The sequence below is a fragment of the Modestobacter sp. SYSU DS0904 genome, from assembly GCF_054051115.1.
This window is the reverse complement of the sequence record NZ_JBJHAQ010000029.1, coordinates 12,181-33,793: the sequence shown is the minus strand read 5'-3', so window position 1 is coordinate 33,793 and position 21,613 is coordinate 12,181. Positions and strand designations below refer to the sequence as shown.

General features: G+C 70.8%; 36 protein-coding genes. 4 read left to right on the top strand and 32 right to left on the bottom strand.

The annotated features are described in order from the left end of the window. Positions 1-2: 2 nt before the first annotated feature. Positions 3-479, top strand: a complete 477-nt coding sequence (gene moaC / locus ACI79U_RS16510; RefSeq protein WP_457063826.1) for a cyclic pyranopterin monophosphate synthase MoaC — start codon at positions 3-5, stop codon at positions 477-479. Next, the gene (locus tag ACI79U_RS16505) at positions 472-963 is read left to right on the top strand and encodes a MogA/MoaB family molybdenum cofactor biosynthesis protein (RefSeq protein ID WP_457063829.1); all 492 of its coding nucleotides are present in this window, start codon (positions 472-474) and stop codon (positions 961-963) included. The genes moaC and ACI79U_RS16505 overlap by 8 nt, the downstream gene beginning before the upstream one ends. Before the next feature lie 199 nt (positions 964-1,162). Here the strand turns inward: ACI79U_RS16505 and fdhD are convergent, their stop codons facing one another. Then, positions 1,163-1,993 carry a formate dehydrogenase accessory sulfurtransferase FdhD gene (gene fdhD / locus ACI79U_RS16500; protein WP_457063831.1) on the bottom strand — a complete coding sequence of 277 codons (831 nt, stop codon included), beginning with the start codon at positions 1,991-1,993 and terminating at the stop codon, positions 1,163-1,165. Positions 1,994-2,035: 42 nt separating this feature from the next. On the opposite strand from fdhD, the gene mobA reads away from it, so the two are divergent. Together mobA and ACI79U_RS16490 are read left to right on the top strand one after the other, a co-directional pair. After that, a complete protein-coding gene (gene mobA, locus ACI79U_RS16495; RefSeq protein WP_457063833.1) occupies positions 2,036-2,647 on the top strand; it encodes a molybdenum cofactor guanylyltransferase in 612 nt (203 codons plus the stop codon). Between the two features lie 9 nt (positions 2,648-2,656). Then, positions 2,657-3,319 (top strand): NAD(P)H-binding protein, encoded by a 663-nt coding sequence (locus ACI79U_RS16490; RefSeq protein WP_457063835.1) that lies wholly within the window; start codon positions 2,657-2,659, stop codon positions 3,317-3,319. Here the strand turns inward: ACI79U_RS16490 and truA are convergent, their stop codons facing one another. The 31 genes from truA to rplC form a co-directional block, all read right to left on the bottom strand. After that, positions 3,320-4,171 carry a tRNA pseudouridine(38-40) synthase TruA gene (truA, locus tag ACI79U_RS16485; protein ID WP_457063837.1) on the bottom strand — a complete coding sequence of 284 codons (852 nt, stop codon included), beginning with the start codon at positions 4,169-4,171 and terminating at the stop codon, positions 3,320-3,322. A gap of 31 nt (positions 4,172-4,202) precedes the next feature. Continuing rightward, positions 4,203-4,967: a 50S ribosomal protein L17 gene (gene rplQ, locus ACI79U_RS16480; protein WP_457063839.1), complete on the bottom strand. Its 765-nt coding sequence runs from the start codon at positions 4,965-4,967 to the stop codon at positions 4,203-4,205. Between the two features lie 177 nt (positions 4,968-5,144). Continuing rightward, positions 5,145-6,212 carry a DNA-directed RNA polymerase subunit alpha gene (locus ACI79U_RS16475; RefSeq protein WP_457063841.1) on the bottom strand — a complete coding sequence of 356 codons (1,068 nt, stop codon included), beginning with the start codon at positions 6,210-6,212 and terminating at the stop codon, positions 5,145-5,147. Positions 6,213-6,345: 133 nt separating this feature from the next. After that, on the bottom strand, positions 6,346-6,972 hold the full coding sequence (gene rpsD, locus ACI79U_RS16470; protein ID WP_457063843.1) for a 30S ribosomal protein S4: 627 nt from the start codon (positions 6,970-6,972) through the stop codon (positions 6,346-6,348). A gap of 33 nt (positions 6,973-7,005) precedes the next feature. After that, entirely contained in the window at positions 7,006-7,413 is a 408-nt protein-coding gene (gene rpsK / locus ACI79U_RS16465) for a 30S ribosomal protein S11 (RefSeq protein ID WP_163612630.1), read from the bottom strand. Positions 7,414-7,529: 116 nt separating this feature from the next. After that, positions 7,530-7,904, bottom strand: coding sequence for a 30S ribosomal protein S13 (rpsM, locus tag ACI79U_RS16460; RefSeq protein WP_457063846.1), 375 nt, complete (start codon positions 7,902-7,904; stop codon positions 7,530-7,532). Between the two features lie 14 nt (positions 7,905-7,918). Further along, positions 7,919-8,032 (bottom strand): 50S ribosomal protein L36, encoded by a 114-nt coding sequence (gene rpmJ / locus ACI79U_RS16455; RefSeq protein ID WP_012950458.1) that lies wholly within the window; start codon positions 8,030-8,032, stop codon positions 7,919-7,921. 67 nt (positions 8,033-8,099) lie between these two features. Then, entirely contained in the window at positions 8,100-8,321 is a 222-nt protein-coding gene (gene infA, locus ACI79U_RS16450; protein ID WP_012950459.1) for a translation initiation factor IF-1, read from the bottom strand. Between the two features lie 279 nt (positions 8,322-8,600). Next, positions 8,601-9,455 (bottom strand): type I methionyl aminopeptidase, encoded by an 855-nt coding sequence (gene map / locus ACI79U_RS16445; RefSeq protein ID WP_457063849.1) that lies wholly within the window; start codon positions 9,453-9,455, stop codon positions 8,601-8,603. 37 nt (positions 9,456-9,492) lie between these two features. Then, positions 9,493-10,104: an adenylate kinase gene (locus ACI79U_RS16440; RefSeq protein WP_457063851.1), complete on the bottom strand. Its 612-nt coding sequence runs from the start codon at positions 10,102-10,104 to the stop codon at positions 9,493-9,495. Next, a complete protein-coding gene (gene secY / locus ACI79U_RS16435; RefSeq protein WP_457063853.1) occupies positions 10,104-11,414 on the bottom strand; it encodes a preprotein translocase subunit SecY in 1,311 nt (436 codons plus the stop codon). The genes ACI79U_RS16440 and secY overlap by 1 nt, the downstream gene beginning before the upstream one ends. A 183-nt stretch (positions 11,415-11,597) precedes the next feature. Then, positions 11,598-12,041, bottom strand: coding sequence for a large ribosomal subunit protein uL15 (gene rplO / locus ACI79U_RS16430; protein ID WP_457063855.1), 444 nt, complete (start codon positions 12,039-12,041; stop codon positions 11,598-11,600). A 13-nt stretch (positions 12,042-12,054) separates the two neighbouring features. Then, positions 12,055-12,237, bottom strand: a complete 183-nt coding sequence (gene rpmD, locus ACI79U_RS16425) for an uL30 family ribosomal protein (RefSeq protein ID WP_457063857.1) — start codon at positions 12,235-12,237, stop codon at positions 12,055-12,057. 1 nt (position 12,238) lies between these two features. Continuing rightward, positions 12,239-12,853, bottom strand: coding sequence for a 30S ribosomal protein S5 (gene rpsE, locus ACI79U_RS16420; RefSeq protein WP_153359847.1), 615 nt, complete (start codon positions 12,851-12,853; stop codon positions 12,239-12,241). A 34-nt stretch (positions 12,854-12,887) separates the two neighbouring features. Then, complete coding sequence (gene rplR / locus ACI79U_RS16415; protein WP_457063859.1) at positions 12,888-13,301, bottom strand: 50S ribosomal protein L18; 414 nt, start codon at positions 13,299-13,301, stop codon at positions 12,888-12,890. After that, positions 13,301-13,840: a 50S ribosomal protein L6 gene (gene rplF / locus ACI79U_RS16410; RefSeq protein WP_457063861.1), complete on the bottom strand. Its 540-nt coding sequence runs from the start codon at positions 13,838-13,840 to the stop codon at positions 13,301-13,303. Before rplF ends, rplR begins: the two co-directional genes overlap by 1 nt. 15 nt (positions 13,841-13,855) lie before the next feature. Continuing rightward, positions 13,856-14,266 carry a 30S ribosomal protein S8 gene (rpsH, locus tag ACI79U_RS16405; RefSeq protein WP_457072812.1) on the bottom strand — a complete coding sequence of 137 codons (411 nt, stop codon included), beginning with the start codon at positions 14,264-14,266 and terminating at the stop codon, positions 13,856-13,858. Positions 14,267-14,426: 160 nt separating this feature from the next. Continuing rightward, positions 14,427-14,612: a type Z 30S ribosomal protein S14 gene (locus ACI79U_RS16400; RefSeq protein WP_014377980.1), complete on the bottom strand. Its 186-nt coding sequence runs from the start codon at positions 14,610-14,612 to the stop codon at positions 14,427-14,429. Between the two features lie 19 nt (positions 14,613-14,631). Next, positions 14,632-15,216, bottom strand: coding sequence for a 50S ribosomal protein L5 (gene rplE, locus ACI79U_RS16395; protein ID WP_457063866.1), 585 nt, complete (start codon positions 15,214-15,216; stop codon positions 14,632-14,634). A gap of 5 nt (positions 15,217-15,221) precedes the next feature. Next, positions 15,222-15,569: a 50S ribosomal protein L24 gene (gene rplX / locus ACI79U_RS16390; protein WP_457063868.1), complete on the bottom strand. Its 348-nt coding sequence runs from the start codon at positions 15,567-15,569 to the stop codon at positions 15,222-15,224. Between the two features lie 2 nt (positions 15,570-15,571). After that, entirely contained in the window at positions 15,572-15,940 is a 369-nt protein-coding gene (gene rplN / locus ACI79U_RS16385; RefSeq protein WP_091770139.1) for a 50S ribosomal protein L14, read from the bottom strand. Between the two features lie 190 nt (positions 15,941-16,130). Beyond that, positions 16,131-16,436: a 30S ribosomal protein S17 gene (rpsQ, locus tag ACI79U_RS16380; protein WP_269159161.1), complete on the bottom strand. Its 306-nt coding sequence runs from the start codon at positions 16,434-16,436 to the stop codon at positions 16,131-16,133. Continuing rightward, positions 16,433-16,666: a 50S ribosomal protein L29 gene (rpmC, locus tag ACI79U_RS16375; protein ID WP_014742850.1), complete on the bottom strand. Its 234-nt coding sequence runs from the start codon at positions 16,664-16,666 to the stop codon at positions 16,433-16,435. Before rpmC ends, rpsQ begins: the two co-directional genes overlap by 4 nt. Next, entirely contained in the window at positions 16,666-17,082 is a 417-nt protein-coding gene (gene rplP, locus ACI79U_RS16370; protein ID WP_222194238.1) for a 50S ribosomal protein L16, read from the bottom strand. The genes rpmC and rplP overlap by 1 nt, the downstream gene beginning before the upstream one ends. A gap of 2 nt (positions 17,083-17,084) precedes the next feature. Beyond that, positions 17,085-18,011: a 30S ribosomal protein S3 gene (gene rpsC, locus ACI79U_RS16365; protein WP_457063871.1), complete on the bottom strand. Its 927-nt coding sequence runs from the start codon at positions 18,009-18,011 to the stop codon at positions 17,085-17,087. Further along, positions 18,011-18,478: a 50S ribosomal protein L22 gene (gene rplV, locus ACI79U_RS16360; protein ID WP_457063873.1), complete on the bottom strand. Its 468-nt coding sequence runs from the start codon at positions 18,476-18,478 to the stop codon at positions 18,011-18,013. The genes rpsC and rplV overlap by 1 nt, the downstream gene beginning before the upstream one ends. Positions 18,479-18,499: 21 nt before the next feature. Next, entirely contained in the window at positions 18,500-18,781 is a 282-nt protein-coding gene (gene rpsS / locus ACI79U_RS16355) for a 30S ribosomal protein S19 (protein ID WP_153359827.1), read from the bottom strand. Between the two features lie 23 nt (positions 18,782-18,804). Beyond that, entirely contained in the window at positions 18,805-19,638 is an 834-nt protein-coding gene (gene rplB, locus ACI79U_RS16350; protein ID WP_036334274.1) for a 50S ribosomal protein L2, read from the bottom strand. Between the two features lie 44 nt (positions 19,639-19,682). Then, positions 19,683-19,985, bottom strand: coding sequence for a 50S ribosomal protein L23 (gene rplW / locus ACI79U_RS16345; protein WP_457063876.1), 303 nt, complete (start codon positions 19,983-19,985; stop codon positions 19,683-19,685). Next, entirely contained in the window at positions 19,982-20,950 is a 969-nt protein-coding gene (gene rplD, locus ACI79U_RS16340; RefSeq protein WP_457063878.1) for a 50S ribosomal protein L4, read from the bottom strand. The genes rplW and rplD overlap by 4 nt, the downstream gene beginning before the upstream one ends. Beyond that, complete coding sequence (rplC, locus tag ACI79U_RS16335; protein ID WP_457063880.1) at positions 20,947-21,612, bottom strand: 50S ribosomal protein L3; 666 nt, start codon at positions 21,610-21,612, stop codon at positions 20,947-20,949. The genes rplD and rplC overlap by 4 nt, the downstream gene beginning before the upstream one ends. Position 21,613: the final 1 nt, after the last annotated feature.

Genomic DNA, 21,613 nt, shown 5'->3' with positions numbered 1-21,613 from the left:
CGATGAGCGAAGCGAAGCTCACCCACGTCGACGAGTCGGGCGCCGCCCGGATGGTCGACGTCACCGCCAAGCCGGTCACCGCCCGGGTGGCCACCGCCGCCGGACGGGTGCTGGTCAGCCCGGAGGTCGTCGCGCTGCTGCGCGGGGAGGGCGTGCCCAAGGGCGACGCCATCGCGGTGGCCCGGATCGCCGGCATCGCCGGGGCCAAGCGGACCCCGGACCTCGTGCCGCTGTGCCACCCGATCGCGCTGCACGGGGTGACGGTCGACCTGACGGTCACCGACGACGCGGTGGAGATCACCGCCACCGCCCGCACCGCCGACCGGACGGGCGTGGAGATGGAGGCGCTGACCTCGGTGAGCGTCGCCGGGCTCACCGTGATCGACATGGTCAAGGCGGTCGACCCGCGGGCCTCGATCACCGACGTTCGGCTGCTGGCCAAGTCCGGCGGCAAGAACGGGGACTGGACCCGTGGCTGACCTCCCCGACGACGCGCTCGCCGTCGTCGTCACCGCGTCCAACCGCGCGGCGTTCGGCGTCTACCCCGACCGCAGCGGACCGGTGCTCGCCGACGGGCTGCGCGAGCTGGGCTTCACCGTCGAGGGCCCGCACGTGCGCCCCGACGACGTCGCCGAGCTGGAGGTCGTGCTGCGGGAGGCGGTGGCCGCGGGCGCGGACGTCGTCCTCACCACCGGCGGCACCGGCCTCACCCCCACCGACGTCACCCCCGAGGCGACCCGCGCCGTCCTGGAGCGGGAGGCGCCGGGCATCGCCGAGGCGATCCGGCGGTTCGGGGCCGGCCAGGTGCCCACCGCGGTGCTGTCCCGCGGGCTGGCCGGCACCTGCAGCCGCACCCTGATCGTCAACCTGCCCGGGTCGACCGGCGGCGTCCGCGACGGGCTCACGGTGCTCGGCCCGCTGCTCCCGCACGTGGTCAGCCAACTCCGCGGCGGCGATCACTGAACTGATCGCTGAGCTGATCGCGATCCTCCGGATCGCACCGCGGCCAGGTGCCGTCCCCGGCCTGCGCTGAGCCCTGTCCCGCGATCGCAGCGGGAGCCTCCGGCCCCGCGCTGCGCTCCCGGACCGTCCTCCGGACGGGGTCTCCGTACCTGTGCCGTACCCGGCTGAGTCGGTACCCGACTACTCAGGCAAGACCCGACTACTCAGGCAAGACCAGTCTCTCGGGGTGGGTGTAAACGTTGCAGCCGTCGCCGCGGAGGAAGCCGATCAGGGTGATGCCGACGTCGGCGGCCAGCTCGACCGCCAGTGAGCTGGGCGCGGAGACCGCGGCCAGCACCGGCACGCCGGCCATGGCCGCCTTCTGGGTCAGCTCGAACGAGGAGCGGCCGCTGACCATCAGCACGTGCCGGGAGAGCGGCACCCGACCCTCGCGCACCGCGTCGCCGATGACCTTGTCCACCGCGTTGTGCCGGCCGACGTCCTCGCGCAGCGCGACGAGCTCGCCCTCGGGCGTGAACAGCCCGGCCGCATGCAGCCCACCGGTCTTCTCGAAGACCTGCTGTGCCGCCCGGAGCCGGTCCGGCAGCGCCAGCAGCGTCTCCAGGGTCAGCCGGACGTCGTCACCGGCGACGTCGTAGCTGGTCTTGGTGCGGATCGCGTCGATGCTCGCCTTGCCGCACACCCCGCAGGAGCTGGAGGTGTAGAAGTTCCGGTCCAGCGCGGTGTCCGGGGCCACCACGCCCGGCGCCAGGTCGACGTCGACGACGTTGTAGGTGTTGCGCCCCTCGTCGTCCACGGAGTTGCAGTACCGCAGCCCGGCGAGGTCGTCGGCGGTGCGGATGACGCCCTCGGTGGCCAGAAATCCCTGCACCAGGTCGAAGTCGTCGCCCGGGGTGCGCATGGTGACCGCCAACGGGGTGCCCCCCAGGCGGATCTCCAACGGCTCCTCCGCCGCGACGGTGTCCGGACGCTGGGTGTGCAGGTCGCCCCGGATGCGCAGCACCGGGGTCCGGCTGGTGACTCGTCCCACGCGGCTGACGGTACTCACCGGTCGCGCCCTAGCGTTCCAGCCGTGACCGAGCTCCCACCCTTCGCCGCGGTCGTCCTCGCCGGGGGCCGCGCCGCCCGCCTGGGCGGGCAGCCCAAACCCCAGCTGGACGTCGGCGGCCGGACCATGCTGGCCGCCGTCCTGGCGGCGGTCCCCGACGCACGGCCACGGATCGTCGTCGGCCCCCCGCAGGCCGTCCCCGAGGACGTCCGGCTGGTCCGGGAGCACCCGCCCGGCGGCGGCCCGGTGCCGGCCCTGGCGGCCGGGCTGGCGGCGGTGCCCGACGGCGTCGCCGTCGTCGCCGTGCTCGCCGGGGACCTGCCCTTCGTCACCGCACAGCTGATCACCGACCTGCGGGGCAGGCTCACCGGCGACGGCGTGCTCGTGGTCGACGAGACCGGCCGCGACCAGCTGCTGCTCGGCCTGTGGCGCACCGGGGTGCTGCGGGCGGCCCTCACCGGAGCCCGCCCGCACGCGCCCCTCCGGTCGGTGCTCGGTCCGCTCGCCGCCGACCGCCACCGCCCCGAGGTGGCGCCGGGGACCCCGCCACCGTGGACCGACTGCGACACCCCCGCGGAGCTCGCCGCGGCCCGGGTCACTGCCGGTGGACGACTGCCGGGCGCCGCCCCCGGGTAAGGGCCGGCCATGCGCGTCGTGATCGCTGGAGCCCATGGACAGGTCGCTCGTCGCCTCGGCCGGCTGCTGAGCAGCCGCGGGGACGCCGTCGTCGGCATCGTCCGCAACCCCGACCACCGGGCCGATCTGGAGTCCGACGGCGTCGACCCGGCCGTCCTGGACCTGGAGCAGGCCACGGTCGATCAGGTCACCGACGTGGTCCGCGGTGCCGATGCGGTGGTGTTCGCCGCCGGCGGCGGCCCGGGCAGCGGACCGGACCGCAAGCAGACCGTCGACCGCGGGGCGGCCGTGCTGCTGGCCGACGCCGCCGAGCGGGCCGGGGTGCGCCCGTACCTGCTGGTGTCCTCGATGGGCGTCGAGCAGGCCCGCGGGGGCACCCCGGAGGGGATGGACCCCCAGTTCGCCGCCTACCTGCAGGCCAAGCTCGCCGCGGAGGACGACGTCCTCCCCCGTGCCGCGTTGGACGCCACGATCGTCCGGCCCGGTGGCCTCACCGACGAGCCCGGCACCGGTCGGGTGACCCTCCGGCGCGAGGTCGAGCAGGGCAGCGTGCCCCGGGACGACGTCGCGGCGGTGCTGGCGGAGATCCTGTCCGCGGGCGCGTGGGGCGGGGTCGTCGAACTGGTCAGCGGTGACACCCCGATCGCGGAGGCCGTCGCCGACCTCCGCTGATCAGCCGTCCCGCCGCGCCCGGGTGAGCCGGGCGCGGTCGGCCAGCTGCGCGTCGGCGGGGTAGTCGACCCGGATCAGGGTCAGGCCGCCGGCCGGCGCCACCGGCACGTCGTTCGCCCGCCGGCGCAGCTCCAGCAGCGAGGCCGGCCACCCCACGGGCCGACGTCCCTCGCCGACCGCGATCAACGCCCCCACGAGGCTGCGGACCATGGAGTGGCAGAACGCATCGGCCGAGGCGCGGACCTCGATCAGGTCGCCGTCGCGGACCACGTCGAGGTCCAGCAGCGTGCGGATGGTGGTCGCCCCCTCGCGCCGACGGCAGTAGGCCGCGAAGTCGTGCTGCCCCAGCAGCAGACCGGCGGCCAGCGCCATCGCCGAGGCGTCGAGCGCGCGGCCCCAGCCCACGGTGTCCGCCCGGCGCAGCGGGGGTGGCCCGGCGTCGGCGTCGGTCAGCCGGTAGACGTAGTGCCGGGCCAGCGCGCCGAAGCGGGCGTCGAAGTCCGGGGTGACCTCGCGGGCAGCGGTCACCGCGACATCGGGCGCCAGCACCCCGCGCAGCCGTCGCAGCAGCCGCGGTTCGTGCGCGGCGAACAGCGCCGCCGGGAGGTCGGCGTGCGCGACCTGGCCGGTCGCGTGCACGCCGGCGTCGGTGCGGCCGGCGACGGTCAGGTCGACGTCGGACCGCAGCACCGTGGCCAGCCCGAGCTCGAGCTCACCCTGGACGGTGCGCAACCCGGGCTGGCGGGCCCAGCCGTGCAGCGCGGTCCCGTCGTAGGAGACGTCCAACCGAACGCGGACGAGCCCGCCACCGGGTGCGGTGGCGAGCTCGTCCGTTGCGTGCTGGTGGTCCATCTCACCCGGCCTCAGCGCGAGGCCGGCCGGATCACTTGGGGTCGATCTCGGGCTCGCCGCCCGGGGCGTGCGTCCCCGCGGTGGCGGCGTCGCTGAGCTCGGCGGCCTCGACCTCGGCGGCCGCGGCGTTGGCCACGTCCGGGGAGAGCGTCGGGTCGTCGACGACGGCCAGGTTCTCCGCGGTCGGCTCCGGGGTGACGTTGCCGTCGTCCTGGCGCTCGCCGTCCGGGTTGTAGACGTCGGTGACGACCTCCTGCGCCGCCTCGACGTCCTCGGTCGAGCTGTCGCCGGTGACCGCCGGGCTGGTGTCGCCACCCGCGCCGGTCGTCTCGGCCTGGTCGGCGGTGACCTCGCCGGCAGCGGCGGCCGCGCCGGCGCCGGAGGCGAAGCGGGTGCCGCGGGCACGCTCGGCCTCGCCGACGGCCTGCTGAGCCACGGTCTGCGCCTCGACCAGCTCGATGATCGCCATGGGGGCGTTGTCGCCCTTGCGGGGAGCGACCTTGACGATGCGCGTGTAGCCACCGGGCCGCTCGGCGAAGCGGGGGCCGATCTCGGCGAACAGGTGGTGCACGACGTCCTTGTCCCGGATCACCGTCATCACCTGCCGACGGGCATGCAGGTCACCGCGCTTGGCGAAGGTCACCAGCTTCTCGGCGTACGGGCGCAGCCGCTTGGCCTTGGCCTCGGTGGTGGTGATCCGCCCGTGCTCGAACAGCGAGGTGGCCATGTTGGCCAGCATCAGCCGCTCGTGCGCGGGGGACCCGCCGAGACGGGGGCCCTTGGTGGGGGTGGGCATGTCGGTCCTTCCTCAGGCGGCCGGTCGGGCGTGTGCCGGCTGCATCGTCCACATCGCAGTGCTGCGCAGGTGCTGGGCTGCGTGGTGCTGGCCACCGTGGGATGGCCTGTGCTCGGTGCGGGGTGCGGCCGGCGGGGTCTCCCGCCACCGGCCGCCCCCCGGATCACGAACAGCTTCTCAGAGCTGCTCGGTCTCCTGGTAGTTGCCCTCTTCGAACTGGGCCGGGTCGCCGTAGGCGGCGTCGCCCTGGAACGCGTCGGTCTCGTAGCCCTCGTCGTAGCTCTCCACCGAGGAGGGAACGAATCCGGGCGGGCTGTCCTTCAGGGCCAGGCCCATGGCAGCCAGCTTCAGCTTGACCTCGTCGATCGACTTCGCGCCGAAGTTGCGGATGTCGAGCAGGTCGGCCTCGGAACGCGTGACGAGCTCACCGACGGTGTGCACACCCTCGCGCTTGAGGCAGTTGTAGGAGCGGACGGTGAGGTCCATGTCCTCGATCGGCATCGAGTAGTTCGCGATGTCGGCGGCCTCGGCCGGGCTGGGCCCGACCTCGATGCCCTCGGCGTCGACGTTCAGCTCGCGCAGCAGGCCGAAGAGCTCCACCAGGGTCGAGCCGGCGCTGGCGATGGCGTCGCGGGGCTCCATCGACGGCTTCGTCTCGACGTCGACGACCAGGCGGTCGAAGTCGGTGCGCTGCTCGACACGGGTCGCCTCGACGGCGTAGGTCACCTTGAGCACCGGCGAGTAGATCGAGTCGACGGGGATGCGACCGATCTCCTGCCCGGGCTGCTTGTTCTGCGTGGCCGGGACGTAGCCGCGGCCGCGCTCGACGACGAGCTCGATCTCCAACCGGCCCTTGGCGTTCAGGGTGGCGATGTGCAGCTCGGGGTTGTGCACCTCGACCCCGGCCGGCGGCGCGATGTCGGCCGCGGTGACCTCACCCGGGCCCTGCTTGCGCAGGTACATGGTCACCGGCTCGTCGGAGTCGGAGCTGACCACGAGACCCTTGAGGTTCAGGATCATCTCGGTGACGTCTTCCTTGACGCCCGGCACGGTGGTGAACTCGTGCAGGGTGCCCTCGATGCGGATGCTGGTGACAGCAGCGCCGGGGATCGAGGACAGCAGGGTGCGACGCAGGGAGTTGCCGAGGGTGTAGCCGAAGCCCGGCTCCAGCGGCTCGATGACGAACCGCGAGCGCTGGGCGTCGATGGTCTCCTCGGTGAGGGTCGGACGCTGTGCGATGAGCATGGTTCTCCTCCAGATCCTCCGGCACCCGCCATATGACGCCGTGAGGGATGGTGCCGGCGGGGCGGACATCCGTCCGTCCGTCCCGCCGTCGTGCAGGCCCTGACCAGGCGAGCGCCTGGTCAGGGCCGGTGGATCACTTGGAGTAGAGCTCCACGATCAGCTGCTCCTGGACGGGGGTGTCGATCACCTGACGCGCCGGGATGTTGTGCACGAGCACCTTCAGCTGCGTGGTGATGACCTCCAGCCACGGCGGCACCGGCCGCGAGCCGGCCTTCGCCTGGGCCAGCTGGAACGGGACCATCTCGACCGACTTGGCAGCGACCTCGACGATGTCGTTGGCGCTCACCCGGTAGGACGGGATGTCCACCTTGTGGCCGTTGACCTTGATGTGGCCGTGGCGCACCAGCTGGCGGGCCATGTCCCGGGACTCGGCGAAGCCGGCCCGGTAGACCACGTTGTCCAGACGCGACTCGAGGATCTGCAGCAGGACCTCACCGGTCTTGCCCGTCTTCTTGTTCGCCTCTTCGTAGTAGCCGCGGAACTGCTTCTCCAGCACGCCGTAGATGCGGCGGGCCTTCTGCTTCTCACGAAGCTGCAGCAGGTACTCGCTGTCCTTGCTGCGACCCCGGCCGTGCTCGCCCGGCGGGTACGGCCGGATCTCGATCGGGCACTTCGGGGACTCGCACTTGCTGCCTTTGAGGAACAGCTTCATCTTCTCGCGCCGGCACATGCGGCAATCGGCTCCGGTGTAACGGGCCACGTGTATCTACCTCTTCGTCTCGTCAGTGACCGGTCAGACCCGGCGGCGCTTCTTGGGGCGGCAGCCGTTGTGCGGCTGCGGCGTCACGTCCTGGATCTGACCCACCTCGAGGCCGGTGGCCTGCAGCGAGCGGATCGCGGTCTCCCGACCGGAGCCCGGGCCCTTCACGAAGACGTCGACCTTGCGCATGCCGTGCTCCTGCGCCTTGCGCGCGGCGCTCTCGGCGGCCATCTGCGCGGCGAACGGCGTGGACTTGCGGGAGCCCTTGAAGCCGACGTGGCCGGCCGAGGCCCAACTGATCACGTTCCCGGTCGGGTCGGTGATCGACACGATCGTGTTGTTGAACGTGCTCTTGATGTGCGCCGCGCCGTGGGCGACGTTCTTCTTCTCCTTGCGGCGCACCTTCTTGGTGCCTGCAGCCGCGCGAGCCCTGGGAGGCATGTCTCTCCGGTCTGTGTCTGTGTTCGTGGCCTGGTGGTGCAGATGCAGCTCGAACGCTGCAGGCGCGCCGCCGGTCCGGCCCTACGGACCCGCGACGGCGCGCCGTCGGACTCGACTCAGCGAGCCTTCTTCTTGCCTGCGATCGTCTTGCGCGGACCCTTGCGGCCACGCGCGTTGGTCTTGGTGCGCTGACCGTGGACGGGCAGGCCACGTCGGTGGCGCAGGCCCTGGTAGCAGCCGATCTCCACCTTGCGGCGGATGTCGGCGGCCACCTCACGGCGCAGGTCACCCTCGACGCGGAAGTGCTCGTCGATGTAGTCGCGCAGCTTCAGCAGGTCCTCGTCGGAGAGGTCCTTGGCCCGCAGGTCCGGGCTGACGCCCGTCGCGGTCAAGGTCGCCTTCGCGGAGGTCTTGCCGATTCCGTAGATGTAGGTGAGCGCGATCTCCATCCGCTTCTCGCGGGGCAGGTCGACGCCAGCCAGTCGTGCCATGTTCAGGTACTCCCTCAGCCCTGGCGCTGCTTGTGCCGGGCGTTGTCGCAGATGACCATGACCCGGCCATGCCGGCGGATCACCTTGCACTTGTCGCAGATCTTCTTCACCGACGGCTGGACCTTCACCGGTGCCGCCCCTCATTCCTCAGATCGATGTGCCGACGCCCGCGCACGCTGCGCGGACGGCCGACGGTCACTTGTAGCGGTAGACGATGCGACCGCGGGTCAGGTCGTAGGGCGAGAGCTCCACGACCACGCGGTCCTCGGGCAGGATGCGGATGTAGTGCTGCCGCATCTTGCCGCTGATGTGGGCGAGCACCCGGTGCCCGTTCTGGAGTTCCACTCGGAACATCGCGTTGGGGAGCGGCTCGACGACGCGACCCTCGACCTCGATGGCCCCGTCCTTCTTTGCCATGCCCTGACACGACCTCCTCGTTCACAGAACTCACAGTGGAGCTGGTCGCGCTCGCGCCAGACGACACGAGCGGTGGTGCTGGATCGGCGATCTCGCAGAGGGCGTCTGTCGGACTACGGCCACAGCAGTACGACGGACGACGCGAACGCCATCGGCCACTCTACCCCGCCCCGGCTCGACTCTCCAACCCGGGCCGGCGTGAGAGCGACCATGCCCCGACGACCCCGTCCCCGACCCCGTCGCCGACGGCGCGGCGGTGCGGACCGGCGGGGCCCGTGCTCACGTGCGGGGGCTGACCCCGAAGGGCGCCAGGCCGGCGACCCCGCCGTCCTCCGCGGTGAGCACCCAGGGGCCCTCGGGGGTGATCGCCACGGAGTGCTCGAAGTGGGCGGCCCGGGAACCGTCCTTGGTGACGACGGTCCACCCGTCCTCGAGCTCGACGGTCGCGGGGTCGCCCACCGTGACCATCGGCTCGATCGCCAACGCCATCCCCGGCACCAGCTTGGGACCGCGGCCTGCCCGGCCGTAGTTGAGGACGTGCGGGTCCTGGTGCATCTCGGTGCCGATGCCGTGACCGCCGTAGTGGTCGACGATCCCGTACCGGTGCTCCGACGCGGTGATCGCCTCCTCCACCGCGTGGCTGATGTCGGTCAGCCGGCCACCGGCCAGTGCCCGGGCCAGGCCCGCCCACATCGACCGCTCGGTCACCTCGAGCAGGGCTGCGTCCTCCGCCGAGGGCTCCCCCACCGTCACGGTGACCGCCGAGTCGCTGTGCCAGCCGTTCAGGATGGCGCCGCAGTCGATCGAGATGTTGTCGCCCTCGGCGAGCACCCGGTCGGCGTTCGGGATGCCGTGCACCACCTCGTCGTTCACCGACGCGCAGATGGTCCCGGTGAAGCCGTGGTAGCCGAGGAAGTTGGGCACCGCGCCGTGGGACCGGATGTGGTCCTCGGCGATCGCGTCGAGCTCCTTGGTGCTCACCCCGGGTCGGACGGCCGCCTTCACCGCCTTCAGCGCACCGGCGGTGATCAGCCCCGAGGCGCGCATCAGCTCGATCTCGTGCGCGGTCTTGATCTGGATCATTCGTCCACTCCACTTCGCCAGCAGCGGCAGCCGGGCCAGCAGCCCGGTCATCCGCGGGTACCCGGGTCGACCGGCACCGGGAACGTCCTCAGCCGCCGGCCGGGGACCCGGACTGCCCACCGCAGGCATCGAGGGCGGTCATCGCCCGCTCGGTGACCTCGTCGATCTCCCCGATGGCATCGATCCGGGCGAGCAGACCCGCCTGCTCGTAGAAGCCGGACAGCGGAGCGGTCTGTTCCCGGTAGACGTCGAGCCGGTGCCGCACCGTCTCGGGCTTGTCGTCGTCGCGCTGGACCCACTCGCCGTCGACGAGCATGCGACGGCCGGACAGTCGTCGGACCAGCTCGTCCTGGTCGACCACGAGCTCCAGGACGCAGTCGAGCCGGTGACCCATCTCGGCGAGGGAGTCACGCAGCTGGTCGGCCTGCGCGATGGTGCGCGGGAAGCCGTCGAGCAGGAACCCTGCCTTGGCGTCGGGCTCGGCGAGACGGTCGGAGACCATCGCCACGGTGATCTCGTCGGGCACGAGGTCGCCGGCGTCCATGTAGACCTTGGCCGCCTGGCCGAGTTCGGTCTTGCCGCTCACGTTCGCGCGGAAGATGTCGCCCGTGGAGATCGCGGGCACCGACAGCCGGCTGGCGATGATCTGGGCCTGGGTCCCCTTGCCGGCTCCGGGCGGGCCCAGCAGCACGACGCGCACTACTTCAGGAACCCTTCATAGCTGCGCTGGTTCAGTTGCGTCTCGATCTGCTTCACCGTCTCCAAGCCCACTCCCACCATGATCAGCACCGCGGTCCCGCCGAACGGGAAGTTCTGGTTCTGCCCCTCCTGCGTGATGGAGAGGAAGAGGTTGGGCAGCACGGCGACCAGGCCCAGGTAGATCGACCCCGGCAGGGTGATCCGGGACAGCACGTACTGCAGGTACTCCGCAGTGGGACGCCCCGGGCGGATGCCCGGGATGAAGCCGCCGTAGCGCTTCATGTCGTCCGCCCGCTCCTCCGGGTTGAACGTGATCGACACGTAGAAGTACGTGAAGAAGATGATCATCCCGAAGTAGATCGCGATGTGCACCGGGCTGCTCTGGTTGATCACGTAGGACTCGAAGAACCGGCGGACCGGCCCGGCGGAGTCGCCCTGGAGCTGGGAGATCAGCTGCGGCAGGTAGAGCAGCGAGGAGGCGAAGATGACCGGGATGACACCGGCCTGGTTCACCTTCAGCGGCAGGTAGGTCGACGTGCCGCCGTACATGCGCCGGCCGACCATGCGCTTGGCGTACTGCACCGGGATGCGGCGCTGCGCCTGCTCGACGTAGACGACGGTGCCGATGATGACCACCGCGATCACGCACACGATCGCGAAGATGAAGGCACCGCGGGCCTGCAGGATCGACCCGCCCTCGGCGGGGATCCGCGCAGCGATCGAGGTGAAGATCAGCACGGACATGCCGTTGCCGATCCCCTTCTCGGTCAGCAGCTCGCCCAGCCACATGATCACGGCAGTGCCCGCGGTGAGCGTGACCACCAGCACGATCGTGGTCCAGACGGAGTCCGACGGGATGATCTGCTGCGTGCACCCGGGGAACAGCTGCCCACTGCGGGCCAGGGCGATGATGCCCGTGCTCTGCAGGACGGCGAGGGCGATCGTCAGGTAGCGGGTGTACTGGGTCAGCTTCGCCTGACCGGACTGCCCTTCCTTCTTCAGCTGCTCGAACCGTGGGATGACCACGACCAGCAGCTGGACGATGATGCTCGCCGTGATGTACGGCATGATCCCGAGCGCGAACACCGACAGGCGCAGCAGTGCGCCTCCGGAGAACAGGTTGACCAGCGAGTAGAGGTCCCGCTGGTCGGAGGCCTGCGCCTGCTCGAGACAGCTGTTGATCGCCTCGATGGAGACCCCCGGCCCGGGGACGCTGGCGCCCAGCCGGTACACGGCGATGACCGCCAGGGAGAACAGCAGCTTGCGCCGGAGGTCTGGCGTCCGGAACGCCGCGGCGAACGCCTGCAGCACGTGCCCTCCCCGAGTCGGTCGTGCGAGGTTATCAACAACGGAACGGCTGCCGGTCACCCGTCGCCCTCAGCGGGCGAAGGGTGACCGGCAGCGACGTCCGGCTCGATCAGCCGGACAGACAAAGGCCCCCCTGCCGGGCCCCGCCGCGAGCGTGCTCGTGGTGGGGAGCAGGGGGGTCCTTGCTCAGATCTGGGTGGTGCTGCCCCCGGCCGCGCCGATCTTCTCCGCAGCGGAGGCGGAGAAGGCGTGCGCCTGCACGTTGACCTGGACGCCACCGAGCTCGCCGGTGCCCAGCACCTTGACCGGCTGGCCACGCCGCACCGCGCCGGCGTCAGCCAGCGAGTCCGGGGTGATCGAGCCGCCCTCGGGGAAGAGCGAGGCGATCCGGTCCAGGTTCACGACCTGGAAGACGACCTTGTTGTTGTTCTTGAAGCCCGAGAGCTTCGGCAGCCGCATGTGCAGCGGGGTCTGGCCACCTTCGAAGCGGGCAGAGACCTGCACGCGGGCGCCGGAGCCCTTGGTGCCGCGACCAGCGGTCTTGCCCTTGGAGCCCTCACCACGACCCACGCGGGTCTTCTTGGTGTGGGCGCCGGGGGCAGGACGCAGGTGGTGGACCTTGAGAGTCATGGTGTTCCCCTGCTCAGACGATCTCTTCGACGGTGACCAGGTGCGGCACCGTCGCGACCATCCCGCGGATCTCGGGACGGTCCTCCTGGACGACCGAGTCGTTGATCCGCTTGAGCCCCAGCGAACGCAGCGTCTGACGCTGGTTCGGCTTGGTGCCGATGGCCGACTTGATCTGGGTGACCTTCAGCTGAGCCATCTCAGACCCCCTGACCGGCCCGCGCCCGCAGCATGGCGGCCGGGGCGACGTCCTCCAGGGGCAGACCGCGGCGGGCCGCGATCTCCTCGGGACGGACGAGGTCCTTCAGCGCCTGCATGGTGGCGTGGACGATGTTGATCGGGTTGGAGGACCCGAGGCTCTTGGACAGCACGTCGTGGATGCCGGCGCACTCGAGCACGGCACGCACCGGACCACCGGCGATGACACCGGTACCCGGGCTGGCCGGCTTGAGCAGCACGACACCGGCCGCCGCCTCACCCTGCACCGGGTGCGGGATGGTGCTGGCGATGCGCGGCACGCGGTAGAAGTGCTTCTTGGCCTCCTCGACGCCCTTGGCGATCGCCGCGGGCACCTCCTTGGCCTTGCCGTAGCCGACACCCACGGTGCCGTCGCCGTCGCCGACGATCACCAGCGCGGTGAAGCTGAAGCGCCGGCCGCCCTTGACGACCTTGGACACGCGGTTGATCGCGACCACGCGCTCGATGAACTGGCTCTTCTCGGCGGGCGCGCCCCCGGGCCCCCGCCCGCCGTCACGACGGTCGCGGCGGTCGTTGCCGCCGCCGGCGCCGCCGCCGCGTCGCTGTGGTCCTGGCATCAGACGTCCCTCTCGATCTCAGTTGCCGTGCTCATCAGAAGTCCAGCCCGCCCTCGCGGGCGCCGTCCGCCAGCGCCGCGATGCGGCCGGCGTACCGGTTGCCACCGCGGTCGAACACGACCGCGGTGATCCCGGCCGCCTTCGCCCGGTCGGCCACCAGCGCACCGACCTGCTTGGCCAGCGAGGACTTGTCGCCCTCGGCGCCCTTGAGGCTGGCGTCCAGCGTGGACGCACTGACCAGGGTACGGCCGACGGTGTCGTCGACCACCTGGACGTGCATGTGCCGGCTGCTGCGCTTGACCACCATGCGGGGCCGCTCCGGCGTGCCGGAGACCCGCTTGCGCAGCCGGTTGTGGCGACGCAGCCGCGAGACGCGGCGGGCGGTGCTGATGTCGGTGCCCACGGGCTTGTGCACCCGGGCACCCTTGTCGGTCTGTGCCTGTGCCATCACTTGCCCGTCTTCCCGACCTTGCGCTTGACGACCTCACCCTGGTAGCGCACGCCCTTGCCCTTGTACGGGTCGGGCTTGCGGAGCTTCCGGATGTTGGCCGCGACCTGGCCCACCTGCTGCTTGTCGATGCCGCTCACCCGGATGCGGGTGGGGGCCTCGACGGTGAAGGTGATGCCCTCGGGCGCCTTCACCGGGACCGGGTGGCTGAAGCCCAGGGCGAACTCGAGGTCCGAGCCACGGGCCTGCACGCGGTAACCCACGCCGACGATCTCCAGGGTCTTGTCGTACCCCTGGGTGACGCCGGTGATCATGTTGGCGATGAGGGTGCGGGAGAGGCCGTGCAGGGCCCGGCTCTCGCGCTCGTCGTTGGGACGCTGCACCAGCAGCGTGCCGTCCTCACCGCGCTCGACGGTGATGGGAGCTGCGACCGTGTGGCTCAGCTTCCCCTTCGGGCCCGAGACGTTGACGGTCTGCCCGTCGAGGGCGACCTCCACACCGCTGGGCACCGGAACCGGGAGTCGTCCGATCCGTGACATGTCTGCTCGCTCCTCTTACCAGACGTAGGCGAGGACTTCCCCACCCACGCCCTTCTTGTTCGCCTGCTTGTCGGTGAGCAGCCCGGTGGAGGTCGAGATGATCGCGACCCCCAGGCCGCCGAGCACCTTCGGCAGCGACGTCGACTTCGCGTAGACCCGCAGGCCCGGCTTCGACACCCGGCGGACGCCGGCGATGCTGCGCTCGCGGTTGGGGCCGTACTTCAGGGTGACCACGAGCTCCTTGCGGAGGTGGCCGTCCTTCTCGACGTCGTTGACGGTCCAGCCACCGATGTAGCCCTCCTTCTGGAGGATGTCGGCGACGTGCGTCTTGAGCTTCGACGACGGCATGGCGGCGGTGTCGTGGTACGCCTGGTTGGCGTTCCGCAGCCGCGTCAGCATGTCCGCGATCGGGTCGGTCATCGTCATGTCGGGTGGTGCCTCTCTCGCCGCGGTTCCTCTGGGGCTAGGTGCCAGTGACTTGGCCCCGGGCCTCTCGGCGATCGGTGGTGCTTCGGTGAGGTGGAGGAACGGCCCAGGTGCGGGCCCCCGCCGCGAGCGTGCGTGCGGCGGGGGGCACCTGGGTCCTTCACCAGCTGGACTTGCGCACGCCCGGCAGTTCGCCGGCGTGGGCCATCTCCCGCAGGCAGATCCGGCACAGGCCGAACTTGCGGAAGACGGCGTGCGGGCGGCCGCAACGCTGACAGCGGGTGTAACCGCGGACCGCGAACTTCGGCTTGCGAGCCGCCTTGTTGATCAGAGCCTTCTTGGCCATATCGCTTCTCCTCGCCCGCTCAGCGGGTCGCGTTCACGACGGTCTGGCCGGCGAAGGGGAAGCCGAGCAGCGTGAGCAGCTCGCGGCCCTCCTCGTCGGTGGTCGCGGTGGTCACCAGGGTGATGTCCATGCCGCGGGGCCGGTCGATCTTGTCGACGTCGATCTCGCGGAACATCGACTGCTCGGTCAGGCCGAACGTGTAGTTGCCGTGACCGTCGAACTGCTTGGGGTTGAGCCCGCGGAAGTCACGGATGCGGGGCAGTGCCAGCGACAGCAGCCGGTCCAGGAACTCCCACATGCGGTCGCCGCGGAGGGTGACCTTCGCGCCGATCGGCATGCCTTCGCGGAGCTTGAACTGCGCGATCGACTTGCGGGCCCGGACGACGGCCGGCTTCTGGCCGGTGATGGCGGTGAGGTCGCGGACCGCCCCGTCCATCAGCTTGGCGTCACGGGTGGCCTCGCCGACGCCCATGTTGACCACGATCTTCACCAGACCGGGGATCTGCATGACGTTGGGGTAGCCGAACTCGCTCTGCAGCGCCGGCGCGATGTCCGCACGGTAGCGGGCGAGCAGGCGGGGCAGCTCTCGGGTGGGTGCGCTCATGGGGATCAGAGGTCCTTACCGGTGCGCCGCGAGACCCGGATGCTGCGGCCTTCCTCGTCCTTGCGGTAGCCGACCCGGGTCGGCTTGTCCTCGCTGTCGATGACCATCACGTTGCTGACGTGGATGGCCGCCTCCTGCGTGACGATCCCGCCCGACTGCGCACCACGCTGGGTGGAGCTGATCCGGGTGTGCTTCTTCACCCGGCCGATGCCCTCGACGAGCACCTTCTGGGTCTTGGGGAAGGCGGCGATGACGCGACCCTTGGCGCCCCTGTCCTTGCCGGACAGGACGACGACCTGGTCGCCCTTCTTGACCTTCATCGACGGGGTCTTCCCGCTCGACGGCTGAGCCATGATCACAACACCTCCGGAGCGAGCGAGATGATCCGCATGAAGCGCTTGTCGCGCAGCTCGCGGCCGACGGGGCCGAAGATGCGGGTACCGCGCGGGTCGCCGCTGTCGCGGATGATGACGGCGGCGTTCTCGTCGAAGCGGATGTACGAGCCGTCGGGACGGCGCCGCTCCTTGACGGTCCGGACGATGACGGCCTTGACCACATCGCCCTTCTTCACGCCGGCGCCCGGAAGGGCGTCCTTCACGGTGGCGACGATGATGTCGCCGATGCCCGCGTAGCGTCGCCCGGAGCCACCGAGCACACGGATGCACAAGATCTCCTTGGCACCGGTGTTGTCGGCGACTCGCAGCCGCGACTCCTGCTGGATCACTTCCTGCTCCTCGAACTAGTGGTGACAGCCGGGCCGGATCGGTGAACCGGCTGTCCGGTTCCCACGTGCGGACAGCCGGTGGCGTGTGCCACCGGCCGTCCGTACAGGGGTACCGGGATGCGGCGCACCCATCAGGTGCGCCAGTCGTCCAGAGTACCTGCTGTTCACCCGGCCGTTGCAGCCGGATGCGTCACTTGGCCTTCTCGACGACGGTCACCAGGCGCCAGCGCTTGGTGGCCGAGGTGGGGCGCGTCTCCATGATCTGCACCCGGTCGCCGATGCCGGCGGTGTTCTGCTCGTCGTGCGCCTTCAGCTTGCTGGTGCGGCGCAGGACCTTGCCGTAGAGCCCGTGCTTCACGCGGTCCTCGACCTCGACGACGATGGTCTTGTCCATCTTGTCGCTGACGACCAGGCCCTCACGGACCTTGCGGTAGCCACGCCCGGCCAGGCCGGGCCCGGTCGAGGTCTCGGTGCTGGTGTTCGTGACCTCGCTCATGCGACACCCTCGTTCGGGGCGACCGAGAGACCGAGCTCGCGCTCGCGCATGATCGTGTAGATCCGGGCGATGTCGCGGCGGACGGTCTGCAGTCGCCGGTTGTTGTCCAGCTGGCCGGTGGCCACCTGGAACCGCAGGTTGAACAGCTCTTCGCGCGACTCACGCAGCCGGGTGGCCAGTTCGTCGGCGGACAGCTCGCGCAGCTCGGGCGCAGTCAGTCCGGCGGCCATCACACCTCTCCTTCACGGGTGATGAAGCGGCACTTCATGGGGAGCTTGTGGATGGCACGGCGCATGGCCTCGCGGGCCACGGGCTCGGCGACACCCGAGAGCTCGAACATGATGCGACCGGGCTTCACGTTGGCCACCCACCACTCCGGCGAACCCTTACCGGAACCCATGCGGGTCTCGGCCGGCTTCTTGGTGAGGGGGCGGTCCGGGTAGATGGAGATCCAGACCTTGCCGCCACGCTTGATGTGGCGGGTCATGGCGATACGAGCGGACTCGATCTGCCGGTTGGTGACGTACGCCGGCTCGAGAGCCTGGATGGCGTACTCACCGAAGTTGATCGCCGTGCCGCCCTTGGCCCGCCCGGAACGATCCGGGTGGTGCTGCTTGCGGTGCTTGACCCGACGCGGGATCAGCATGATCAGGCCCCCTGCTCCGGAGTCGTGTTGTTCTCGGTACCGGCCGCCGTGTCCGCGGCGGAGGTGGCCGCCGCGGTGCCCTCGGCCCCGGCGGCCTGCGCGATGGTCTGCTCGGCCGGGGCGTCACCCGAGCTGGCGGCGGTGGGGTCCTGGACCGGACCCGTGCCCTCGGCAGCCGCGCGACCGGCCTCGGTGCCACCGGCGGTGGTGCCGCTGGAGCCCGAACGACGCGGACGCTGCGGGCGCTCACGACGCGCCTGCCGCTGGGCGAGCGCCTCGAGGGCCTCCCGCTCGGCGCGCGAGCCACTCGCGTCACCCTTGTAGATCCAGACCTTCACGCCGATGCGGCCGAAGGTCGTGCGGGCCTCGTAGATGCCGTAGTCGATGTTCGCGCGGAGCGTGTGCAGCGGCACCCGGCCCTCGCGGTAGAACTCCGAGCGGCTCATCTCGGTGCCGCCCAGACGACCGGAGCACTGCACCCGGATGCCCTTGACCTGCGGGCTCCGCTGCGCGGACTGCATCGCCTTGCGCATGGCACGGCGGAAGCTGACCCGGCTGGAGAGCTGCTCGGCGACACCCTGGGCAACCAGCTGCGCATCGGACTCGGGGTTCTTGACCTCGAGGATGTTCAGCTGGACCTGCTTGCCGGTGAGCTTCTCCAGCTCGCCACGGATCCGGTCGGCCTCGGCGCCGCGGCGGCCGATGACGATGCCCGGACGGGCGGTGTGGATGTCCACGCGGACCCGGTCACGGGTGCGCTCGATCTCCACCTTCGAGATCCCGGCGCGCTCCATGCCCTTGCCCATGAGCTTCCGGATGGCGACGTCTTCCTTGACGTAGTCGGCGTACAGCTTGTCGGCGTACCACCGGGACTTGTAGTCGGTGGTGATGCCGAGCCGGAACCCGTGCGGGTTGACCTTCTGACCCACTAGCGGGTCCCTCCCCTCGTGTTGTTCTTCGACTGCTGGGTGGCCGGGCCGGGCTGACCGGTGTCCCGACGTGCCTTGCGCGACCGCTGCGCGAGGTCCGCGCTGCTGGTCACCTCACTCACCTCGACGGTGATGTGGCTGGTGCGCTTGTTGATCCGGAAGGCACGGCCCTGGGCGCGCGGACGGATCCGCTTCAGGGTCGGGCCCTCGTCGACGAACGCGGCGCTCACCACGAGGGCGGCCGGGTCGAGCCGGAGGTTGTGCTCGGCGTTGGCGACCGCGCTGGCGACCACCTTGCCGACCGGCTCGCTCGCGGACTGCGGCGAGAACCGGAGCAGCGCGAGCGCCTCATCGGTCGGCAGGTAGCGGATCAGGTCCACCACTCGGCGGGCCTTCATGGGCGTGACGCGGACGAACCGGGCGGTGGCCCGGGCGACCGGCGTCTCCTGTCCCAACTGGGAAGTCATGTGACTCTCTTCTCTACCTGGTCAGCCGCGCCGCGACCGGCGGTCGTCCTTGACGTGTCCACGGAAGGTGCGCGTGGGCGCGAACTCGCCGAGCTTGTGCCCGACCATCGCCTCGGTGACGAACACCGGGACGTGCTTGCGGCCGTCGTGGACGGCGATCGTGTGCCCGAGCATGTCGGGGATGATCGTCGAGCGCCGCGACCAGGTGCGGATGACGTTCTTGGTGCCCTTGTCGTTCTGTGCGTCCACCTTGGCGAGCAGGTGGTCGTCGACGAACGGGCCCTTCTTCAGGCTGCGTGGCATGTGTGTCGGACTCCTCTACCCGCTCAGCGCTTCTTGTTGGTGCGCCGGCGGCGCACGATCAGGGCATCACTGGCCTTGCGCTTGCGCGTCCGGCCCTCCGGCTTGCCCTTCGGGTTGACCGGATGCCGGCCACCGGAGGTCTTGCCCTCACCACCACCGTGCGGGTGGTCCACCGGGTTCATGGCCACACCGCGGACGGTCGGGCGCTTGCCCTTCCACCGCATCCGGCCGGCCTTGCCCCAGTTGATGTTCGACTGCTCGGCGTTGCCGACCTCACCGATCGTGGCGCGGCAGCGGACGTCGACGTTGCGAATCTCGCCCGAGGGCATCCGCAGCTGGGCGAACCGGCCCTCGCGGGCGACGAGCTGGACGCTCGTGCCGGCCGAGCGGGCGATCTTCGCCCCGCCACCGGGCCGCAGCTCGATCGCGTGGATGACCGTGCCGACCGGGATGTTGCGCAGCGGGAGGTTGTTGCCCGGCTTGATGTCGGCAGCCGGGCCGCACTCCACGGTGTCGCCCTGCTTGAGCTTCGCCGGCGCGATGATGTAGCGCTTCTCGCCGTCGGCGAAGTGCAGCAGTGCGATGCGCGAGGTGCGGTTCGGGTCGTACTCGATGTGCGCGACCTTGGCCGGCACGCCGTCCTTGTCGGCCCGACGGAAGTCGATCAGCCGGTAGGCGCGCTTGTGCCCGCCGCCCTGGTGACGAGCCGTCACACGGCCGTGGACGTTGCGCCCGCCGCGACCGTGCAGCGGCCGGACCAGCGACTTCTCGGGGTGGTCGCGGGTGACCTCGGCGAAGTCGGCGACGGACGAGCCGCGGCGGCCCGGCGTCGTCGGCTTGTACTTACGGATGGCCATGGTTCCTCAGAGTCCTCTGGTCCGATCGGTGGGTCCGGGTGCCGTCAGGCGCCCGGGCCCCCGAAGAGCTCGATGCGGTCGCCGGGGGCCACGGAGACGATGGCGCGCTTGGTGTCCTTGCGCTTCCCCATCACAGCGCCGCGCGAGCGCTTCCTCTTCCCCTGACGGTTGATCGTGTTGACGGACAGGACCTTCACGTTGAAGACCTGCTGCACAGCGATCTTGATCTGGGTCTTGTTGGCGTCGGGCCGGACGATGAACGTGTACTTGTTCTGGTCCAGGAGCCCGTAGCTCTTCTCGGAGATGACCGGGGACAGCAGGACGTCCCGGGGGTCGCGGACGCTCATGCCTTCTCCTCGGTGCTCGCGTCGGTGGTGCCGTCCTCGGTCGGGGCCGTGGCGTCGGCACCGGCGTTGGCGGCGGCGGCCTGCTCGGCCGGGGCCGCAGCGGCCTCGGCAGCGCTGGCCGGCGCTGCGTCGGCGGCCGTGGCCGCCTTCGCCTTCTTGGCGGGCGCCTTCTTCACCGGGGCCGCCTCGGCCGGGGTCTCCCCCAGGTCGAGGTCGGTCGTACCGGTCCCCTCGATCGAGGGGATGGCACCCGGGACGTCCGGCGTGGTCAGGTCGGGCAGCTCGACGGAGCTGGCGCGACCGGTCGCACCCTTGGCCGGGCCGGCGACGTACTCGGCCAGCGCGGTCTCGGTGAAGACGATCTCGTCGGCGACGAGCACGTCGTAGGTGTTCAGCTGGCCGGCCTCGATCAGGTGCACCCGCGGCACGTTGCGCAGGCTGATCCAGTTCAGGACGTCGTCGCGGTCGAGCACGACGAGCACCCGCTTGGCGGCGGTGAGCGCGTCGAGGACCTTCACGGCGCTCTTCGTCGACGGGGCGTCGCCCTCGACGAACGCCGACACCACGTGCACGCGGTCCTCACGGGCCCGGTCGGAGAGGGCACCGCGCAGGGCGGCGGCCTTCATCTTCTTGGGCGTCTTCTGCTCGTAGTTGCGCGGCTGCGGGCCGTGGGCGATGCCACCGCCGGCGAACTGCGGCGAGCGCAGCGAACCCTGGCGGGCCCGGCCGGTGCCCTTCTGGCGGTACGGCTTGGCACCGGTACCGCTGACCTGCGCACGCGTCTTGGTGGAGTGCGTGCCCTGGCGGGCCGCGGCCAGCTGGGCCACGACGACCTGGTGCAGCAGCGACACGTTCGCCGGCGCGTCGAACAGCTCGCCCGGCAGCGTCACGCTGCCGGCGGTGTCCCCGGCGGGGGTCCGGACGTCGACCTGGCGGTCGGCGCGCTCACTGGTGGATGAGGTCACTTCGCGTCACTCCCCACGGGGCCGCCCTTGACCGCGGAGCGGACCAGCAGCAGCCCACCGCGCGGGCCGGGAACGGCACCCTTGATCAGCACCAAGCCCTTCTCGGTGTCCACGGCGTGGACCTTCAGCGAGAGGGTGGTGGTCGTGACCGCGCCCATGCGCCCGGCCATCTTCAGTCCCTTGAAGACCCGGCCGGGGGTGGAAGCCCCACCGATCGAGCCGGGGGCGCGGTGCTTGCGGTGGGTGCCGTGACCGGCGCCGAGGCCCTTGAACCCGTGGCGCTTCATGACACCCGCCGTGCCCTTGCCCTTGCTGGTGCCGATGACGTCGACCTTGGCGACGCCCGAGAGGACCTCAGCGGTCAGCTCCTGGCCCACGGTGTAGTCGCCGGCGTCCTCGGTGCGCAGTTCCACCACGTGCCGCCGGGGCGTGACGCCCGCCTTGGCGAAGTGCCCACCCTCGGGCCTGTTCACCTTGCGGGGGTCGATCGCGCCAAACCCGAGCTGGACGGCGGAGTAGCCGTCCTTCTCCGGGGTGCGGACCTGGGTGACCACGCACGGGCCCGCCTTGACGACGGTCACCGGCACGATGCGGTTGTTCTCGTCGAAGACCTGGGTCATCCCCAGCTTCTCGCCGAGGAGACCACGAAATGTGCTCGCCATG